Origin of the sequence: Winogradskyella sp. (assembly GCF_028282165.1) — a bacterium.
GTDB lineage: Bacteria > Bacteroidota > Bacteroidia > Flavobacteriales > Flavobacteriaceae > Winogradskyella.
The window spans coordinates 44,444-62,391 of record NZ_JANQIM010000047.1; the positions used below are offsets into that span (position 1 = coordinate 44,444).

The window sequence follows — 17,948 nt, forward strand, 5'->3', positions numbered from 1 at the left end:
CTCATAATACCATAAATTAAATTTTTTAGATGAAAAACGTAGCCGTAATCGGAGCAGGAACTATGGGCAATGGTATTGCCCACACCTTTGCACAATCTGGATTTAAAGTACAACTCATAGATATTAACGAAGCTTCTCTTAAAAAGGGGGTTGAAACCATATCGAGAAATTTAGATCGTATGGTTGCCAAAGAAAAAATCACCGAAGCCGATAAGCAAGCGACTTTAGACAATATTACTTTGTTTACAAATATTACGGAAGGTGTTGAATATGCAGGCTTGGTGGTTGAAGCTGCTACTGAAAACGTAGATTTAAAGCTAAATATCTTTAAGCAGTTGGATGAAGCTTGTGGAGAGGATACTATTTTGGCAACGAACACCTCTTCTATTTCCATTACGCAAATTGCAGCTGTTACATCTAGACCAGAAATGGTGATAGGAATGCATTTTATGAATCCTGTGCCAATCATGAAATTGGTAGAAATCATTAGAGGCTATAATACAAGCGACGAAGTGACCAATACTATTATGGAGTTGTCTAGAACATTGGGCAAGATTCCTACCGAAGTTAACGACTATCCTGGTTTTGTAGCCAATCGTATTCTTATGCCAATGATTAACGAATCTATAGAAACACTTTACAATGGTGTAGCAGGCGTACAAGAAATTGATACCGTTATGAAATTAGGAATGGCACATCCTATGGGGCCACTGCAATTGGCTGATTTTATTGGGTTGGATATATGTTTATCTATATTAAATGTGATGTACGATGGTTTTAAGAATCCAAAATATGCACCGTGCCCACTCTTAGTAAATATGGTAAGAGCAGGTAAGCTAGGTGTAAAATCTGGAGAAGGTTTTTATGATTACTCTGAAAGTAAAAAAGCTGAAAAGGTTTCGAAGCAATTTTCTTAATGGATGAATAGGATTTTTAGATATCTAGTTTTATCACTCATAATTTTTTCCTGTAAAGAAAACAGAAAAATATCTACAGAAGGTTTTAATTCCTATGAAGAAGAGCACACCGAAGTAGAATCAAAAAAAGAATCTGATAAAGAAGTAGATTATAAATCATTATTCGCAAACAATCCTCAATACATTGCAAAAGATTTCGATTTCCCTGTTACAAAATTAAATGTCATGGGTATGAGGAATTTTAATATGCAGAGGTTTGGAGCTAAAAACAATCTAGGAGATAACTCAAACGGGGTTAGCATAGAAGAAATACTTTTGGACAAACCTGTTTACGCTATTGGAAATGGCTACATAAGTGAAGCAAAAGAGTATTTGAGCAAGTGGGGAAATGTCATAAAAATTGTGCATTTATTGGATGGAAACTTATATGAATCTATATATGCACATTGCAACAAATTGCTTGTAAAACCTCATCAGTTTATAAAAAAAGGTGAACAAATCGGAACAATTATCACTTGTAATAAATTATATCACACCCATTTACATTTTGAAATCAGAGATTCCTTAGATATGGAAATTGGCAGAAGCAATTCTGATGACACCAATGGGTATTTAGACCCAACAGATTTTATTAGAAAAAACAGAGATTAAATTGGCAAAGATCATTCCATTTAAAGCAGTTAAACCCACGCGAGCAATAGTTGGCTTGGTGGCAGCTCGTCCTTATCAGAGTTACACAATCGATGAGCGCGAATCTCGTATGGACTATAACCCATATAGTTTTCTTCATATTGTAAATCCTGGTTATAAATACTCTCAGGAAGTTACAGGTAATGAACGTTACAAATTGGTAAGAAATCGCTATCTAGAATTTAAGGAGGATGGTATTTTTATTACTGATAAAAAAGCGTCACTTTATGTGTACAAAATTGTAAACAGACACAAACAAGTATTTAACGGAATTATTGCTGCTACAAGTGCTGAAGACTATGAAAACGATATTATTAAAAAACACGAAGAGACCATAGCCAAACGAGAGCAAACTTTTAAAAACTACTTACACACTGTAGGTTTTAATGCTGAACCTGTATTACTAACCTATCCTGATAATAATATTATCTCAGACATTATCATAGACGCTCAAAAAGCGCATGCCGAATTTGAGTTTACAATGACCTACAGAGACACACATTATCTATGGAAAATCGATAACGAGGACACTATCGCAACCATTCAGGAAGAGTTTAATAAAATGGAGACCATTTATATTGCAGACGGTCACCATAGATCGGCTTCATCATTTCTACTCTACAAAGAAGAAAAAGAAAAGAATGCCAATCACGACGGAACTGAATCTTATAACTTCTTTATGTCTTATCTTATTCCTGAATCCGACTTGGTAATTCAGGAATTTAGCCGACTCATAAAAGATTTAAATGGTTTAACAAAGGAAGCGTTTCTTATTAAACTCGATACTAATTTTAGAATAGAAAATCGTGGTACAGTACCCTACCATCCGTCTAAACCTCATCATTTTAGTATGTACCTAGACGGTGAGTTTTATTCGCTCTATTTAAGGAAAACCAATTATGAATTTAATACAGCACTAGATAAGTTAGATGCACAACTACTCTATAAAACCATCTTGAAGCCTATATTAGGTATTGACGATTTGAGAAATGACAATAGAATTGAGTATGTACATGGCAAACACGAAATGATTACTATTAAGAGCAGTGTGGATAGTGGTGAGTTTAAAGTAGGTTTTGGAATGTGTCCTGCAACGGTGCAACAAATGAAAGAAATTGCAGATGAAGGTCTAAAAATGCCACCAAAAAGCACTTACATATTACCCAAGTTAAGAAGTGGAATTACAATTTATGAATATTGACGCCTTGTGCTATTCTAAACTTTCCTGTGCTGAACTTGTTTCAGTATTTCAGTATCTAAGCATTTCCAAAACCTCATCAAATAAGGAAAAGAAATAAATGAGCATAAAACAAAATCTCTTAGACATAAAATCCTCTATACCAGAACATATCACTTTAGTGGCCGTATCCAAAACAAAACCTGTAAGTGACTTAATGGAAGCCTATAATGCTGGCCACCGTATTTTTGGAGAAAACAAAATCCAGGAAATGGTTGAAAAGCACCAACAAATGCCAAAAGATATTCACTGGCATATGATTGGCCATGTACAACGAAACAAAGTAAAATATATGGCCGAATTCGTGAGCCTAATCCATGGTGTAGATAGCTTAAAATTATTAAAAGAAATAAACAAGCAAGCCCTAAAGCACGATAGAATTATTAATTGCTTACTTCAAATAAAAATTGCCGAAGAAGACAGTAAATTTGGAATGTCTGCAGAGGATGCCTCTACACTTTTGAGTTCTAAAGAATTTTTAGAATTAAATAACGTTAGTATAAAAGGCTTAATGGGAATGTCTACTTTTACAGCCAATATGACGCAAGTAGAACGAGAATTTAAATTTCTAAAGACAACATTTGATAAATTACAAACCGATTACAACCAGCTTGTAACTATAAGTATGGGCATGAGTGGTGATTATAAATTGGCCATAGAATGTGGAAGTACGATGATACGTGTAGGTAGCAATATCTTTGGCGCAAGACATTATCAGTGAGTGGTAGTAATTCATATTTTAACTTTTAACTTTTAACTGATTTACGCAATATTAGACATAGAGACTACTGGAGGTAAGTATAATGAAGAAGGCATTACCGAAATTGCAATTTACCGTTTTGATGGACACAAAATTACCGACCAGTTTATTTCTTTAGTTAATCCCGAACGCGAAATTCAACCGTTTGTTGTTAATCTTACAGGGATTAATTCCAATATGTTAAAGAATGCTCCAAAGTTTTATGAACTAGCCAAACGCATTGTAGAAATTACCGAAGATGCTATTATAGTTGCCCACAATGCTGAGTTTGACTATCGCATTTTAAAGACCGAGTTTAAACGCTTAGGTTTTGATTTTAAGCGTAAGACACTCTGCACCGTAGAGTTATCGCAACAATTAATGCCCGATATGGAATCCTACAGTTTAGGTAAATTAACTCGAGCTCTTGGTATTCCTGTTAGTGATAGGCATCGTGCCAATGGTGATGCTTTGGCTACTGTAAAGCTATTCAAAATGCTGCTTAATAAGGATTCAGATAAAAAAATTATCAAGCAGGCCATAAAAATTGAAAAAAAATCTAAACTAGCACCAAACCTTAAGGATATTATTGAAGAATTACCAAGCGATATAGGCGTATACTACATTCATGATGCCAATGGAAATATTATATATATAGGTAAAAGCAACAATATAAGAAAACGTATCACGCAACATTTTACCAACAAGAATTCTAAATCAAAAAAAATACAGGTTCATGTAGCTGCCGTTACTTATGAAAAAACCGGCAGTGAGCTTGTAGCACTTTTAAAGGAGAGTGAAGAGATTAAAACCAACAAACCCATTTTAAATAGAGCATTAAAACGCAACCAGTTCTCACAAGGTTTGTACAGTTTTATAGACGATAATGGCTACATAAATCTACGAATAAGCCAATTAAAAAAAGACGAAAAACCCATCACTACATTTACAAATAGAAAAAGTGGTATTTCGTTTATGAATAAAATGGTAGAAACCTATCAACTTTGCAACAAATTATGTGGCCTACAGAAATCCGAGAGTAGCTGTTTTAATTACGGAATCGAAGATTGTAATGGAGCTTGTATCAATGAAGAAGCACCCGAAATCTATAATAAACGTGCCATAGCCGTTATTGAAAAAAACACCTACGACAACAAGAATATGCTTCTTATAGATAGAGGAAGAGATATCGATGAAAAAAGCGTCATCTTTATAGAAGATGGCATATTTAGAGGTATTGGTTTTTTTGACTTAAACTATCAGATTAACAATCGAGAAATTCTAGAATCACTTATTACGCCAATGCAGAACAACAGGGATACGCAACACATTATTCAAAGTTATATGCGAAGAAATAAACGCCTAAAAATTGTAAATTTAGGCAACTAACTTTTCTTTCGTACTTTTAAATAATGGAACCCACTACAAAACATACCTGGCGCTCAAAACTACATGAAATCATTTATGAAGCCGACACACCATTAGGAAAGATATTCGATGTAAGTTTATTGATAGTTATTATTATCAGTATCATATTAGTGATGCTAGAGAGTGTTTGTAGTTCTGGTTGTACACCAGAGGATTTTCGTATCAATCCTCAAGGGCTTTTGTCAGATTTCGTTAGACTTTTAAATGATAATTTCTTTTATATCTCAGAATGGGTAGTTACCATATTATTCTCAATAGAATATATCGCAAGAATTGTTTCTGTAAAAAAACCAAGTAAATACATTTTTAGCTTTTATGGCATTATAGATTTTCTATCAACAATCCCAATGTATTTGTCATTCTTTATTGTTGGCTCCCAGTCACTTGTTGCGCTACGAGCTTTAAGACTTATGCGTGTTTTCAGAATATTGAAACTGACGCGTTATATAGGAGCGTCCACAAATTTTGTGAGAGCCTTAAAAACCAGTCGTGCCAAAATAGGTGTCTTCTTATTATTTGTTGTTATTATCTGTATTATATTAGGTACTATTATGTATTTGGTAGAGAGCGAAGAAGGCAGTGGCTTTTCAAGTATTCCTAAAAGTGTCTATTGGGCCATAGTCACTTTAACAACGGTCGGTTATGGCGACATTGCACCAGCAACGCCGCTAGGGCAATTTATTGCATCTTTTATAATGATTATGGGTTATGCCATTATTGCAGTTCCTACAGGAATCGTTTCTTCTGAAATGACCAAGTTTAATAAACGTAACGTACAGACAAATACACAATCTTGTTCTAACTGTCTTTGTGGCAACCATCTCGACGAGGCGCTTTTTTGCCATAAGTGCGGACACGAATTACATCATGACTAAAACTCTAATTTCCATAGTAGGACCAACGGCTATCGGAAAAACAGCATTAAGTATAAAATTAGCTCAATACTTTAATACTGAAATTCTCTCTGCGGATTCAAGGCAATTTTATAAAGAAATGCAAATAGGAACTGCAGTACCATCGGCACAAGAATTAAATGCGGTTAAGCACCATTTTATACAACACAAATCCATTAAAGACAATTATACTGTAGGTGATTTTGAACGAGATGCCATCAACATTATTGAAAATATTCACAAGAACAATCCTTTTGCCATTATGGTCGGTGGCTCGGGCTTGTACGTTAAAGCCGTTACAAAAGGCTTAGACGATTTTCCTGAAGTTGATAAAACAATTAGAACAGAACTTAATAGAGAGTTTAAAGCACATGGACTAGAATCCTTACAAAAGAGGTTAAAAAATTTAGATCCAGTAGCTTATCAAACCATTGCTATCGATAATCCACAACGTGTTGTTAGAGCTCTTGAAATCTGTATGGGCGCCAACAAACCATATTCCTCTTTTTTGACCAATCCTGAGAAAAAGCGTTCTTTTAATACCATTACTGTAGGATTGGATGCTGAGCGAGCGATAATCTATAACAGAATCAACGAACGAGTTGATATTATGATTGATGAAGGTCTTGTTGAAGAGGCAGAACGTCTATTTTCTTTAAGACATCTTAATGCACTTAACACAGTTGGCTACAAAGAGCTCTTTCACTACTTTGAAGGACATTGTACCTTAGACTTTGCCATTTCAGAAATAAAGAAAAATACAAGACGTTTTGCAAAACGCCAACTTACTTGGTTTAGGAAAGACAAGACCATTAAATGGTTTAACTATAAAACCAACATAGAAAATATAACGAGTTACGTTAAAGAGCAGTTATAAAAAAACCGGCACTTGGCCGGATATCTCTTGAGGATTAACTGTCTTTATTGATGACTAACCTAAATCCTTCTCCATGAATATTTAAGATTTCTACTTTTGGATCTGGTTTTAGGTATTTACGAAGTTTTGCAATGTATACATCCATACTTCTAGATGTAAAGTAATTATCATCTCTCCATATCTTAGTCAATGCCAACTCTCTAGGCATTAAATCATTTTCATGTAATGCGAGCAGACGTAACAATTCATTTTCTTTTGGTGAGAGTTTAGTTGGTTCACCTCCATCAAATTTTAAGAAACGAAGCTTCGAATTTAAGTCGAAACGTCCAATCTTAAACTCAAACTGTTTACTATCAGCAACAGAGTCGGTTGCTTTTCGTTGCATTATAGCTTTGATCTTCATAAGTAAGACTTCACTATCAAAAGGTTTATTAAGGTAATCGTCTGCGCCGACTTTATACCCTTTTAGTACATCCTCTTTCATAGCCTTGGCTGTTAAGAAGATAATAGGCACATCTGTATTTTTTTCACGAATTTCTTTTGCGAGTGTAAATCCGTCTTTATAAGGCATCATTACGTCTAAAATACATAGATCATAATCGTCTTTCTTGAACTTTTCAAAACCTTCCATTCCGTTTTTGGCATGGACAACGTCGTAATCGTTCATCATTAAATAATCTTTTAAAACAGTTCCAAAATTTGGATCGTCTTCTACCAAAAGAATTTTCTTGTTTTGTTCTTCCATAATTCGTTTTTATGATATTAATGGCAGCTTTATAACAAAAGTACTGCCTTTTCCTTTTTCACTTTCTACTGACACATGACCTTGATGATCATCCACTATTCGCTTTACATAAGCCAGTCCCAACCCATGCCCTTTAACATTATGCACATTACCTGTGTGCTCTCTATAAAACTTTTCAAACACACGTTTAGCAACTTGCTTAGACATACCGTTGCCTTGATCTGCAATTTTCAAAATGATATTATTACCAATATTTTCGGTATATACATCAATTTTTGGTGCATCATCCGAGTACTTAATAGCATTATCCAAAATATTGACTATCACATTTGTAAAATGTGTTTCGTTTGCCAATACAGATGATTTAGCAGCATCTAGATGTGTTTTAACATAACCTCTTCGATCTTCAACAATGAGCTTCACGTGGGCAATTGCATTGCCAATTAGGTCGTGTAATTTTAATCGTTCCTTACTTATATTGAGTTCATTCTTTTCTAACTTAGAAATTCTCAGTACGTTTTCTACTTGAGCATGCATGCGCTTATTCTCATCCTTAATCATACCTAAATAGCGCTTTACTTTTTCTTCATCAGCAATGATCTTGGGGTTTTTTATGGCATCTAATGCTAAGTTTATAGTTGCTATTGGCGTTTTAAACTCATGAGTCATATTATTGATGAAGTCTGTCTTTATCTGCGATATTTGACGTTGTTTTATCAGCTGATATATAGCGCTTGAATATGCAACTATAATGACACCCGTAAACAATATGGACAATAATATCATCCAAAGTATTGATGACAATAAAAACTTTTTCCTATTGGGGAAGTCAACCCAAAGTCTGTAATTGCTTTCACTATTATTGTCTAGAAAAATAGGAATTCCAAAATACGCATTGCTCTTGTTAAAGTTTTGAGTCTGTACTTTTGTAGCCAAATCGTCGTCATATATTGCAAACTCAAAATCGAGGTCAATCCCTTCACTTTTCAATTCTCGACGTAATAAGGTTTCTACCTGTAATGCCGTAACTCTTTTGTAAATAGGGACTTCCCTCAACAAGGTTTTGAACGTATCTTCATATGCTTGCTTATCAATTTCTGACAAGTTAGAAAACTCTACCAAGCTTTTTGTGGGTTTAATACCCAAATTACCATCTATTGTAGATCTATTATAATAATCTGTAGTTCGTTCACTTGTAAAATTACTAACATCTATACTGTCTGCATCAATTTCAAAGAACAATGAAGGCACTTTGAAGCGCTCTTCTAAAATAGTGTTACGATGAATAATGGTCTTATCATTTACGTCGTCTTCCCTAGTAATATAGAGTTGTCTAATTGCCGTAGAATCGGGCTCTTTATTATCAGCAACATAAGGCTGAATTAAACCGTAAAACTTTCTTATCTCATAGTCTTGGATATCTCTAGACACAAAACTTAGAGCTCTTGTAACACTTAGGGTAAAATTCTTTTCCTCATTTTCTAAGCTATTGTTAATAAAAAATGATTGAACAAAGATTATACCAATGAGCGACAAACTCATTAAAACAACCAATAAGATGAATAGTCTTTTACCCATCAGTCAAATTTAACATTTTAACATTTAGCATAAATTATGTTTAACCTTACATTAACAAACGGAATCGCTTAGTTTAGCTTATTTTTTTGAGAATATTTTGATGGATTTCTTGTGCTTGTTTTTTTGACGTTTCTAAATCATTGTTTTCAATAATGAAATCTGACTTTTCAACTTTTTCTTTATCAGAAAGTTGGTTTCGTATAATTGATTTAACTTTTTCGGCCGATACATCATCACGTCTCATAACGCGTTCTATTCTTAAATCCTTATCTGCAGTTACTGTAATGATGTAATCGTATTGGTACTCCAAGTTGTTTTCAAAAATAATTGCGGCCTCTTTTATAACATAGGGTGCTTTCTGTTTTTTTAACCAACGTTTAAAGTGAGATGCCACTTTGGGGTGTACAATGGCGTTCATCTTAGATAAAAGGGATTTATCACTAAAAATCTTTGATGCCAAATATTCCCTATTCAACTCGTTTTTTTTGTAGGCAGATGGTCCAAAAAGTTCAACTAGCTTTCTTTTAATTACCTTAGAACGGTTCATTAAGGCCTTTGCTTCTTTGTCGGCAATATAAATAGGGATACCAAAAGACTCAAAATACTTAGCTATAGTGGTTTTACCACTACCAATTCCTCCAGTAAGGCCAACTACTATCATTTCTATAATTTTATAAAATCAATACGCTTTTGTTTAATATTTACACGCTTAATAAAGTTAGGGCTTTTTGTGATTTTTGGTATAAAATACGTCTGTTCTTTATCAACTCCATTAAAACTGCATTCAACTTTAAAATCATTAGCTGAAATTGAACTATAACTGTCCAAATCCACATAATACATAACAGTAACAGTTTTTGGAAAGTAATTTATTGTAATACCTTCTGGTTTATTCGTTATTGTAACTGGTATTTCTATCGTTCCTTCCGTAAAACGTTTAACATCTGCTTTTACGTTGATAATTTTAGGAAATACCTCGATATCTTTAATTTTATCTATTTCAATATCTTTATCAATGGCCCCACTAACTTTAGCCAATTTTAGTTCCTTTGTCGCGATAGAATTTACATTTTCGATTTTGTCTTCTGGCCCAACTATTTTAACGCTATCGACATTTAACCTAAATTCGCCCTTAATATCAAAACCTGTTTTATACTCAATATCTGTATTTAAAACGATAGGGATATGCTTTGAAGCCCTTTTAGAATATGGTAATATTAGAGTATCCGGGCTAATTGACAGAAGTGTGTAAGATGAGCCTAACTGTCCTTGAATAAGATATTTGTGTTTCTGTACATCGAATACATAGTGAGCGGGCTTCGTTGTCATGTTTGTTTTTGAATCTATAACAATCGTCTTATAATTATTAAAAATATACGGTAGCAAGACAAAACCCTTAGCCTCCACAAGGACATCAATAACATTTGAAGAATCTTGCTGAAGAATTATTTCTTCTTCAATATTATCCAAACTGACCTTAAGCTTTAAAGGCTGCTTATAATCACTTGAAAGCTTCGAAAAAATTAAAAATATAAATGCTATAGCTATAAAAATACTAAAGCGCTTAACGTTTTGCTTCTTTAGAGTACCAAATATGTTTGATTTATTCTTAGAATTCATACGCATCTAAAAAAACAAATGTGGAAAAGCTTCTTTTGGCTCTTTTCTCAAAACCAGTAGCCTAAACGTAGATTTAACAAAACCATATCCATAACCAAAAAATTGGATGACAACTGCCAAAATCGACTGAAATGCGACAACTATATTCCTAGTTGTAATTAATGCCAAAATAAATGCTACTACAAAATAAAAAAGATATAAATAGATAAGCAGTTTAATGTTAAAGATAAAAAGTAAAATTGAAACTAATAAGCCCAATACAAATAATGCTGGAAACCAATACACAAGACTTTTTGAATTAGGATGCCATTGATTAAGAATTGGTCTTACCAAACCAAATTTATGCACCTGATTATAAAACTTAGACCAAGATATTCGACGCTTATGATATACATACGCATCGTTGATTAAAGTTGTTTTATAACCCAATTGATTTAAACGCAAAGACAAATCTGGGTCTTCGCCTGGATGTATCTTTCCAAATCCACCCGAGTCTATAAAGGCTCTTTTAGATAAACCCATATTAAAACTTCTTGGCTGAAAGTCTTCTAACTGTTGTTTTCCTCCCCTTATACCTCCAGTTGTTATAAAAGAAGTCATTGCAAAATTTATGGCCTTTTGTAGATTAGAAAATGACTCATGTGCAGCATCAGGTCCTCCAAAACAATCGTAATATGTGGTAGTTAAAAAAGTATTTACTTCCATTAAATAGTTTGAAGGTAGAATGACGTCGGAATCTAATATGATAAAATAATTTCCTTTTGCTTTTCTCATTCCGAAGTTTCTGGAATCACCTGGCCCTGAGTTTTCCTTAAAAAAATAAGATATGTTTAATTGTTGCTTAAAACGGTTTACGATTGCCTCAGAGGTGTCTTTAGACCCATCCTCTACAATAACAATTTCATATTGAAAATCTCCTTTAAGCTTTGTAAAGCTATCTAAAAGCTCCCTGATTTCTTCAGGTCTATTGTATACAGGAATAATAAACGAAAAAGCTAGTAGTTTCATAAGTTGCAAAGTTAAAACAAAAGCACTTACAGATAGCTCACCAACACTTGCCTTTTTAAACTATTGTTTTATAAATTTTGAAGTGATACTAGAATCGAACGAAAAGATTTTAATAATATACAATCCAGAGTTTAACGAGGATAAATCTAGTGGTTTTATTCCGTTATTACCTTTAATTGATAACACTCTATTGCCTAATGCATTATAGATTTCAATTTTAGAAATATCTGTTTCACCATATATATTTAAGACATTGGTTACAGGATTGGGAAAGATTACAATAGTATCCAGATCACTTTCTGCCAATGATAATGTAGAGCCTTCAACTATATGAAGCACTCTATTAATATCTGCGCCATAAACTATATCTTCAATTCCACTTAACCATTTTACCTTAACATAGTCGATGGTGGTATTACTTCCCAAACCAAAAATTTCCGTAGCAGAATTTTGAGAAAGGTAACCTTCACCGCATAGGGTATAACGGTATTGCTTTTGTCCACTTATTGAGATCTCGATAAGTGAACCTATTCCATTTTTGTTACTCTGGGTACCTTCAAGCTTTATTTTCAGCCAATTATTACTTTGGAGTGAATTGTTCTTCCAAAGAAAAATATTATCATGATTAATGTTATTTACGACAATCTCAGGATAGCCATCATTATCGGTATCCCCAATTGCGTTCGAATAGCTCACCGCAAAATCGTTGGGAATACTACTATTATCAATACTAAATGTCCCATCATTATTATTCTCATAAAATGCAGATGATAAATAACCCAAAACTGAACCATCATGTTCACCACTAACGTACAGGTCTAAGTCCTTGTCATTGTCAGCATCTAAAAAAACTGCTCCCCAACCTACACTATTAAAAGTTGTTTGGGTTTGCTGTGCCATATTGGTAAAAGTTCCATCCCCATTATTCTTTAGGAGCACATTGCCTGGAATATCGTTAGTTATATAAATATCCAACCAACCGTCAGCGTTATAGTCATCAATTGTAACTGACATAGCATCAATAGTGACATCTGTCCCTGAGATTTCACCTACTTCCGTAAACGTACCGTCTCCGTTATTTTTGTATAATAAATTTGGGTTATACGATCTATCGTTAGATACATAAATATCTTGAAAACCATCATTATTGTAATCGAAGAAAGCAGAGCAGAACGATAAAAACCCTGTACTTAATAATCCCGCTTCCGAATTTACCAGTGTAAATGTATTGTCTCCATTGTTTTTATATAGAATATTGGGCACATCTAAGTCCCAAATACTCAGAAATACATCTAAAAAACCATCATTATTGTAATCGCCCCACGATGCACCATAGGTTGGAAATGCATCAGTTAGCATACCTGATGTTGCGGTAATATCTTGCATAATCATATTACCCAAATTCTCATATAGTTTAACACTGCTATTATCGCTCGTCACAAACAAATCGTTATCACCATCATTGTCTATATCTACCCAATTGATTTGCTTGTTTTGCCAATTGTTTGTTGAAATATTTAGTGTTTGCTCTACGAAATTGCCATTGATGTTTTTTAGAAAATGAATTTCATCTCCATCTGCAGATCCGATTGTAATATCGTCCCAACCATCATTATCGTAATCAAAGAAACTAATACCGTTTCCCAGATAAGTATTACCGCATGTAACATTAATACCTAATTGCGATGCATTGTTTATAAAACTAATCTGTGCCTTAGCCGTAAAACCACCTATAAAAGCTATTACTAAAAGATAAATTCTTGAAGACAACATAATTAACAGAACTTAATTCTTTTTGTTATTTAATTTATAATATACAAAAAAGCCGCTAAAAAAGCGGCTTTTAATTATTTATTTAAAATTACATTATTCCTTTACTACTCGTATCGTTTGAGTTATACTTGCAATAGTTACTTTAACAAAGTAAGTCCCACCTTGTAATCCAGACATATCTAACTCGCTGTCTACGTTATTAGGTGTAGCTCTTAATACTTCTTGACCTAGCATATTGTACATAATAACATTTTCAATATTATTTTGAGCATTTAATGTCAATGTATTTTTTACTGGGTTTGGATAGTATGTAAACGCAGATTCTCTATCTATACTTGGATTAGATAATGTAGCATCAACAGTAACTTTGTAGTCTTCTACTTCTCCTCTACCTGCCCCAAAGCTACATGGTGCATCATCGCCTGGGTTGTTATCATTCCAATCAATCATTACTCTCATTCTGTAATCCCCGTTTGGAGTTCCGTTTGGTATAGTTATAGTATCAGTAAATGGTCCATCACCATAGCCTGTTGTACTAAAAACTACCTCGGATACATCAAAAACAAAATCATTGTTCCAATCAATCCATATTGCACAACCAACGGTACCAGAAACAATTTCTACAGTAAAATCAAAAGTACTATCTGGGGAGCTACTAACAGCCATTGTGTCAAAATTACTCACATAGTTATCAGTCGATAAACCTGAGCCCAAGTTAGAAATATTCATCCCTAGAGCGTTTGAAGTACTGAAGTTATCAATAAAAGTCGAAGTACTTGTACCCACAGGAATACAATATCCTGTATTGAACGTGAAAGGCCCAGTCCAACCACTTACATCGCCACCACCACAGTCTGATTGCACATATAAATCATACAATGTATCTGCTGTTAAGCCAGTTGCTGTATCTGTTAAGTTAGCGGTACTACCACTAGAAATCACTCCCATTCCTTGTCCATTTCCAGCAGGAACAACTTCCCAATTATAACCTGAAGGAGCTGTACCATCAGTTGGTGCTATCCAAGAAATATTCGCAGAAGTTGGTGGTGAAAAAGAAGCACCTAGATCTGTTGGCTCAAAACAAGTTGGTGGTGTTCCCAAACAAAATGTAACATCACCAAAATCATCATTACCCCAGTCATATAATCTCATATAATAAGTGGTTCCACCTGTTAAACCTGTAAAAGATTCACTAGAAGATGTTGTACAATCAACTTCAACTAGAGCACCACAAGTACCAGAATACAGCTCTACAACCGTAGTTGAGAATGCAGAAGCACTTCTAGTGTAATCAACTTGAGTATCTGTTGCTCCAAGTGTAAAGGTATACCATATATCCCCACCTGCGTAAGTGGACGTGGTACAACTCGCTTGGGCTACGCCAGAATCGGTTGCTGTAGAATTATTACCAGTAACATCAGGACCACAAGTACCAACACCAAGCGTAACATTAATTGCTCCTGCACAATCATCATTAGGAATTGGATTTACAGTTAGAACTCCACTAACATCTTGCACTCCATCCCATGCACCGTCTCCACCACCAGTATCAAAACCACCGTATGTAAACGTTGCATTATTTAATCTAAATCTAGAAGCATAATAATAGGTTCCAGTTGCTGTAATTTCTGCACCTAGGTCTACTTGAAATTCGTCATTATTATTATTCTCAAAATCATAACCAGGATTTGGTACTGCAGCAATCCATGTCCAACCAGCTCCAGAAGGGTCTGTATCCATATCACTGTAACCGATCCAAGCTTCAATACCAGGCGAAGCAGTTGCATTGCCCTGATCTGTTAAACCTGCTTCATAAGCTTGAGCATATATAATTTGAGACTCACCTATTGTAATAACTGCTGATCCTGGGAACTGCAGATTGAAGAAATCCAATGCATCTGTTGGAGCATCAGCCACAGTTAGTGTGTAATCTTCAGTTTCACCTCTTCCGTCACTGGCATAAGCACAGGCATCATCATCTGGGTTAGGATCATTCCAATCTATCATTATACGCATTCTGTAATCACCATTAGCAGTACCATTTGGAACAGCAATGGTTCCTGTGAAAGGTCCACTTCCATAAGCTGTTGTATTAAATACAACTTCTGTAGAAGAATCAAATGTAGAATCATTATTCCAATCTACCCAAATAGCACAACCCACTGTACCTCCTTCAATAGTAACAGAAAAATCAAATGCACCGTCAGCGAAGCTTGTTACAGCATTAGTTGCAGTAAAATCACCATATCGGTCCATCGACAAACCAGTACCTGTATTAGATATATCAGATACAGCGCCTGTAGTAGTAACATCACTAATCAAAGTAGTTGTATTAGTACTTGTGGTTGATGGCACACAATAACAACTATCCATGGCTGTCATAAAATTACCTTCAGTACAACCTGTAGAGCTACCGAAGCCATTATAAGCAGTTACCGTATAGTAATATGTTGTATTTGCTGTACCTTCAAATGAATAGCTTGTAACATTTCCTAAGTCTGTGTTATCTTCTATATCATTTCCCCCTGGTGTTGTACCAAGAGTGATGTTATAACCATCTGCACCTCCACTAGCCGTCCAAGATAAATCATTTGTAAAATTACCACAACTAGGATCAGGAGTTGCAGTAACTACTGGGCAATCTGGAGCACCGGCTGGTGTTTCTCTTACAGTAAATTCACTTACATGAAAATAAACATCTTCGGGATCATCTACACTACCCTCATCAGCTAAAAAGGCAAATTGTACATTACCAGTAACTGCAGATAAATCATAGGTTATTTGTTCCCCTATATCTGTAGGCACATCTCCTTGTACCCAGGACTGCATAGTGGTCCAATTTGCACCACCATCTGTAGTCATTAATAAGGATACTGCATCATCAGACCCTAAATCTGCTCCATCCCCACTAGAGGGACCTTCCGTGAGGGCAACATATACAATAAGTTCGCTTGGTGCTGCAGCAGACAAATCAAATGTTGGAGAAATAATCCAATCACTTTTACCTGCCAACCACATATTGACCGAATTACTCGGTGTACCATTATGATTACTACCAAACCAAAGACTAGAACCTAAATCTGCTGGGCCTGTAGCTATTGTTCCACTGTCTGCCTCTGCCCAACAGTCAGGAACATTTACACTCATATCCGCACTATAATCAGGCGTAAAATCTAAACAAGCTGTTTCAAAAGCAAAGGGTCCAACCCAATCACTAGTATCACCACCACAAATAGACTGTACATAATACTCATAATTAGTATTTGGTGTTAACCCCATTTTAGTATAAGGATTAGTCACACCAGCATCCGTTGGTGTACCAGTAGAACTCCCTGGAGGATTGGCATCTACATCTACAACCTCTATATTCCAAGATGTTGCTGCACCAGTTTCTGTCCACCCTAATTCAGCACTATCAGTCATAATGTTGGTAGCTGTTAATGCTGAAGGAAAAGGACAAGCTGGAACAGTCCAGTTGATACAAGTTACACCACCTAAAGCTGTATCTACAGAGTACGTGTAAGTTCCATTAGCTCCAATGACATGTATACCAGCTGAAACACCATCATCGTAAGCTGGATCTTCAAAATCCGTATCTAAATAAATGAAAGATATAGCATTAGTTGTTTCAGTTAAAACCACCTGAAAGGTTGCTCCTGAAGCAGTATCCGTAGAAAAATCAACATAATGCGGTCTATCATTCCATTGGATAATAACCATACGATCAGGTGCCGTACCTACTTCCTCCCAATATACTTCTCCAAAAGATGCGCCAATGTCATCCGAAAACGGATAAAACCCTTGGTCCGTAGGAATCGATCCTACACCGACGTCACCAGTAGTAGCATTAAATAATATACCACCATTATTCCCAACACGTAGGTCTGATGATGATACACCGTCTAATTCAAAAGCAAAAGATAAAGTAATATTGGCCTCACCATCGTCACCTAAAGCTAAATCTGTACCTGTACCGCTTATGTCTGTAAAACTTGTGCTACAAGTATCATCAGGAATAAGTTGCGCATGGCCTTGCCAACATAAGGCAAATAAAGCAAAACAAAAAATTGTAATTCTTTTCATGAAAAATATATTTAAAGTTAGTAATCTTCTAAAATTATGTTAATTTCTGATAGGAATAATAAGACTAAACCATAAATCGATGAAATGTATTTATTAACGTCAAAATGCTGTCGTAACCTATTTAAGAAAACCAAAAAAGCTTTCAAAAAAATGGTTAAACTTCATATAATTCAGTTAATGAATAAAAACCAATATTATTTCAAACCATAATTGATAATAGACCAAAACAGTTTAAAATAAGATAGTTTATTTATGTATTATAATCATTTTAGAAATATCATTAATTTTCAACAGGTAAAGTCCCGAGGCGGTATCGCCGAATTCCAACCTCGTAGTATTGCTCTGGGCATCGTAGGTCCT

Annotated in this window: 14 protein-coding genes; 7 read left to right on the forward strand and 7 right to left on the reverse strand. The window is 34.8% G+C overall.

Annotated features, from left to right (window positions below; all coding sequences use genetic code 11):
- The first annotated feature begins 29 nt into the window (after positions 1-29).
- The 7 genes from Q0972_RS17430 to miaA all read left to right on the forward strand — a co-directional run bounded on the left by Q0972_RS17430 (position 30) and on the right by miaA (position 6,781).
- Positions 30-917, forward strand: a complete 888-nt coding sequence (locus Q0972_RS17430) for a 3-hydroxyacyl-CoA dehydrogenase family protein (RefSeq protein ID WP_299368514.1) — start codon at positions 30-32, stop codon at positions 915-917.
- A 3-nt stretch (positions 918-920) separates the two neighbouring features.
- Positions 921-1,568, forward strand: a complete 648-nt coding sequence (locus tag Q0972_RS17435) for a M23 family metallopeptidase (protein WP_299368517.1) — start codon at positions 921-923, stop codon at positions 1,566-1,568.
- A gap of 1 nt (position 1,569) precedes the next feature.
- A complete protein-coding gene (locus Q0972_RS17440) occupies positions 1,570-2,808 on the forward strand; it encodes a DUF1015 domain-containing protein (protein ID WP_299368520.1) in 1,239 nt (412 codons plus the stop codon).
- A 97-nt stretch (positions 2,809-2,905) separates the two neighbouring features.
- A complete protein-coding gene (locus Q0972_RS17445; RefSeq protein ID WP_299368523.1) occupies positions 2,906-3,565 on the forward strand; it encodes a YggS family pyridoxal phosphate-dependent enzyme in 660 nt (219 codons plus the stop codon).
- A gap of 39 nt (positions 3,566-3,604) precedes the next feature.
- Positions 3,605-4,972: an exonuclease domain-containing protein gene (locus tag Q0972_RS17450; RefSeq protein ID WP_299368551.1), complete on the forward strand. Its 1,368-nt coding sequence runs from the start codon at positions 3,605-3,607 to the stop codon at positions 4,970-4,972.
- A gap of 23 nt (positions 4,973-4,995) precedes the next feature.
- Positions 4,996-5,886, forward strand: coding sequence for an ion transporter (locus Q0972_RS17455; protein WP_299368526.1), 891 nt, complete (start codon positions 4,996-4,998; stop codon positions 5,884-5,886).
- Positions 5,879-6,781, forward strand: coding sequence for a tRNA (adenosine(37)-N6)-dimethylallyltransferase MiaA (gene miaA, locus Q0972_RS17460; protein ID WP_299368529.1), 903 nt, complete (start codon positions 5,879-5,881; stop codon positions 6,779-6,781). Before Q0972_RS17455 ends, miaA begins: the two co-directional genes overlap by 8 nt.
- Positions 6,782-6,815: 34 nt before the next feature.
- Here the strand turns inward: miaA and Q0972_RS17465 are convergent, their stop codons facing one another.
- From Q0972_RS17465 to Q0972_RS17495, 7 genes are all read right to left on the reverse strand, one after another.
- A complete protein-coding gene (locus tag Q0972_RS17465; protein WP_111682981.1) occupies positions 6,816-7,526 on the reverse strand; it encodes a response regulator transcription factor in 711 nt (236 codons plus the stop codon).
- 9 nt (positions 7,527-7,535) lie between these two features.
- Positions 7,536-9,104, reverse strand: a complete 1,569-nt coding sequence (locus tag Q0972_RS17470; RefSeq protein ID WP_299368534.1) for a HAMP domain-containing sensor histidine kinase — start codon at positions 9,102-9,104, stop codon at positions 7,536-7,538.
- Positions 9,105-9,177: 73 nt separating this feature from the next.
- Positions 9,178-9,765 (reverse strand): dephospho-CoA kinase, encoded by a 588-nt coding sequence (coaE, locus tag Q0972_RS17475; RefSeq protein WP_299368537.1) that lies wholly within the window; start codon positions 9,763-9,765, stop codon positions 9,178-9,180.
- 2 nt (positions 9,766-9,767) lie between these two features.
- Positions 9,768-10,724 carry a hypothetical protein gene (locus Q0972_RS17480; protein ID WP_299368540.1) on the reverse strand — a complete coding sequence of 319 codons (957 nt, stop codon included), beginning with the start codon at positions 10,722-10,724 and terminating at the stop codon, positions 9,768-9,770.
- 6 nt (positions 10,725-10,730) lie between these two features.
- Positions 10,731-11,732 (reverse strand): glycosyltransferase, encoded by a 1,002-nt coding sequence (locus Q0972_RS17485; protein WP_299368543.1) that lies wholly within the window; start codon positions 11,730-11,732, stop codon positions 10,731-10,733.
- Between the two features lie 60 nt (positions 11,733-11,792).
- Positions 11,793-13,505, reverse strand: a complete 1,713-nt coding sequence (locus Q0972_RS17490; protein ID WP_299368546.1) for an FG-GAP-like repeat-containing protein — start codon at positions 13,503-13,505, stop codon at positions 11,793-11,795.
- 93 nt (positions 13,506-13,598) lie between these two features.
- Positions 13,599-17,588, reverse strand: coding sequence for a GEVED domain-containing protein (locus Q0972_RS17495; RefSeq protein WP_299368549.1), 3,990 nt, complete (start codon positions 17,586-17,588; stop codon positions 13,599-13,601).
- Positions 17,589-17,948: the final 360 nt, after the last annotated feature.